Source organism: Geodermatophilus maliterrae, assembly GCF_041018925.1.
GTDB lineage: Bacteria > Actinomycetota > Actinomycetes > Mycobacteriales > Geodermatophilaceae > Geodermatophilus > Geodermatophilus maliterrae.
The window spans coordinates 1-2968 of sequence record NZ_JBFNXQ010000188.1 but is presented as its reverse complement, the minus strand read 5'-3'; the positions used below and the strand labels follow the sequence as shown (position 1 = coordinate 2968).

The 2968-nt window shown below is 78.7% G+C and carries 4 protein-coding genes; 3 read left to right on the top strand and 1 reads right to left on the bottom strand.

Annotated features, from left to right (window positions below; translation table 11 throughout):
* From ABQ292_RS26310 to ABQ292_RS26300, 3 genes are all read left to right on the top strand, one after another.
* Positions 1-438: TRSP domain-containing protein (locus ABQ292_RS26310; protein ID WP_369210655.1), on the top strand; the 438-nt coding region annotated here is incomplete at its 5' end.
* Positions 435-1568, top strand: coding sequence for a cysteine protease StiP family protein (locus ABQ292_RS26305; RefSeq protein WP_369210654.1), 1134 nt, complete (start codon positions 435-437; stop codon positions 1566-1568). The genes ABQ292_RS26310 and ABQ292_RS26305, both read left to right, overlap by 4 nt.
* A complete protein-coding gene (locus tag ABQ292_RS26300) occupies positions 1565-2377 on the top strand; it encodes an HAD family hydrolase (protein WP_369210653.1) in 813 nt (270 codons plus the stop codon). Before ABQ292_RS26305 ends, ABQ292_RS26300 begins: the two co-directional genes overlap by 4 nt.
* Before the next feature lie 8 nt (positions 2378-2385).
* Here ABQ292_RS26300 and ABQ292_RS26295 read toward each other — a convergent pair.
* The coding region (locus ABQ292_RS26295) for a hypothetical protein (RefSeq protein ID WP_369210652.1) at positions 2386-2968 on the bottom strand (583 nt) is incomplete at its 5' end.

The following is a 2968-nucleotide window of genomic DNA, read 5'->3' as shown; positions in this document are numbered from 1 at the left end:
GCCGACGCCGTCGCCGCCGAGCTCGCGCCGGCGCTGGCCGGCAGCCGCGGCGTCCTGGTGCTCGGCACCGAGGAGCTCATGCACGCCCCCACCGTGGTCGGCGCGCGGCTGGCCGACCGGCTGCCCGGCGTCCCCGTCACCACCCAGTCGACCACCCGGAGCCCCGTGCACGCCGCCGACCACCCCGGCTACGCCCTCCGCCGCAGCCTGGCGTTCCCCGCCCCCGACGACCCGGCGCGCACCTCGCGGGTGCACAACCTCGCCGACCCCGCGGCCGTCCCCGCCGACGGGCCGTGGTCGGACCTGCGGGCCGACGACGTCGTGGTGGTCGCCGACACCCCGGCCGCCGACTGCGCGCCGATGGCCGAGGCGCTGCGGCCCTTCGCCGCGCGGGCGGTGCACCTGGTGACCGTGCCGCTCGCGGAGCCGGCCGCGTGACCGCGCTGGAGACCCGGGCCGGCCTGGCGCCCGCCGTCCTGGGGGAGTTCGGGTCCTACCCGGTCGAGGACGTGACCTGGCTGCTCACCGACCTGTCGTCGGTGGCGCTCGAGCGCGGCACCGAGGACCGCGAGGAGGCCATCCAGGCGGGCACCCACTACTCGGAGATGCTGCCGGTCGAGTACCAGCCCGACGAGGCGTACCTGGCGCTGTTCACCGCGGCGCTGGAGCAGTCGGCCGGGCGACTGGCCGACGCCGTCGCCCGGGTCGGCGAGCTGGTGTGGGACGCGGCGGCCGCCGCCGGGGAGCAGCCGGTCCTGGTGTCGCTGGCCCGCGCCGGCACGCCGATCGGCGTGCTGCTGCGCCGCTGGTACCGCGTCTCCCGCGGCGTCGACGTCCCGCACTACACAATCTCGATCATCCGGGGCCGCGGCATCGACGAGGTCGCGCTGGCGCACGTGCTGACCCGCCACCCGGCGGCGGCGCTGCGCTTCGTCGACGGCTGGACCGGCAAGGGCGCCATCCAGCGGCAGCTCACCGAGGCCGTCGCCGGCTGGGTCGCGCGGCACCCGGGGGACGCGGCCCTCGACGACCGGCTGGCCGTCCTCGCCGACCCCGGCGTCTGCACCGAGCTGTACGGCACCCGCGACGACTTCCTCATCCCCAGCGCCTGCCTCAACAGCACGGTGTCCGGGCTGGTCTCGCGCACCGTGCTGCGCGCGGACCTGATCGGCCCGGGGATGTTCCACGGCGCGAAGTACTACGCGGAGCTGGCCGGCGCCGACGTCTCCGCGCGGTTCGTCGACACCGTGGCCGACGCGTTCCCCACGGCGCCTCCGGTCGACGACGTCCCGGCCGCCGAGCGCCGGCCGACCTGGGCCGGCTGGGCGGCGGTGGAGCGCATCGCCGCCGGGCACGGCATCGCCGACGTCAACCTGGTCAAGCCCGGGGTGGGGGAGACCACCCGGGTGCTGCTGCGCCGGGTGCCGTGGCAGGTGCTCGTCCGCCCCGACCGCGCCGACGACCTGCGCCACGTCGCCGCCCTGGCCACCGCCCGCCGCGTCCCGCTGGTGGAGGTGCCCGACCTGCCCTACTCGTGCGTCGGGCTGATCCGGCCGGTGGGCCGGTGACCGCCGTCCTCCGGCGCGCCGCGGCCCTCGCCGCGGTGGACCTGGACCGCACGCTCATCTACTCCGCGGCCGCCGCCGGTGACGCGGCCGGCCTGCAGGTGGTCGAGCACCTCGACGGCGCACCGCTGTCCTACGCCACCCCCGCCTCGTGGGCGCTGCTGGCCGAGCTGGCCGGGCAGGCGCTGCTGGTGCCGGTGACCACCCGCACCGCCGCGCAGTACGGCCGGGTGCGGCTGCCGGTGGTGCCCCGGTACGCGCTGTGCGGCAACGGCGGGGTGCTGCTCGCCGACGGGGTCCGCGACCCCGACTGGGACGACTGGGCCACCGCGACCGCCGCGGAGGCGGCGCCGCTGCCCGAGCTGCTCGGCCTGCTGGAGGCCGTGGCGGGGGAGCCGTGGGTGAAGACCGTCCGGGCCGCCGAGGACCTGTTCGGCTACCTGGTCGCCCACCGCCGCGACGCGATCCCGGCCGGCTGGCTCACCGACACCACCGCGGCCGCCTCCGCCGCCGGGGCCACGCTGAGCGTGCAGGGCCGCAAGGTCTACGTGGTCCCCGCGGGGCTGTCCAAGGCCGCCGGGCTGCTGCGGCTGCGCCGGGTGCTGACCGGGGACGGCGCCGCGCCGCGACTGCTCTGCGCCGGCGACAGCCTGCTCGACGCGCCGATGCTGCTGGCCGCCGACGCCGCCGTCCGCCCCGCCCACGGGGAGCTGCACGAGCAGGGCTGGACCGGCGCGCGGGTCGCGGTCACCACGGCCACCGGGGCCGCGGCCGGCGAGGAGATCGTCCGCTGGCTGCTCGACCGCGTCTGAGGGACCGCTCAGTCCGCCCGGGCGGTCCGCACCAGCCCGGCCAACCCGCTCTCGATGGCGGTGGCCTCGCGGAGCACCGCGCCCACGTCCGGCCGCTCGGCCCGCGCCGCCTCCTCCAGCGGGGGCAGCCGCCGCGCGAGGTCCTCGAACGTCCGGCGGAAGCGGCGGGCCCGCTCCTCGGGCAGGCCGGCGAGGAAGCGCCGCGCGTCCACCAGCGCCCGCTGCACCTGGGACAGCAGCGCGCCCGGGTCGGCGGCGACGGCGTCGAGCCGCTCCAGGCGCCCGGTCGCCGCGCGGACCTCCTCGTCGACCCGGTCGGCCGCCGTCCGCACCCGGGCCAGCAGCGCGGCCGCGGCGGGGACGTCGAGCTCCGGCGCGGCGAGCACCGCGTCCAGCCCGGCCAGTGCCTCGTCGACCTCACCCAGGGCGGCGGCCGCCCGCTGCGGCGCCCGCTCGACGTCGGCCCACGCCGACAGCGGATAGCGGCGGCGCAGCTGGCTCATCACCGGTGCCAGCCGCTCGTGGCGCGTGCCGAGCGCCTCGCGGCGGGTGTGCACCGACGCGGCGCCCCGCCGCACGTCAGCCGCGCGC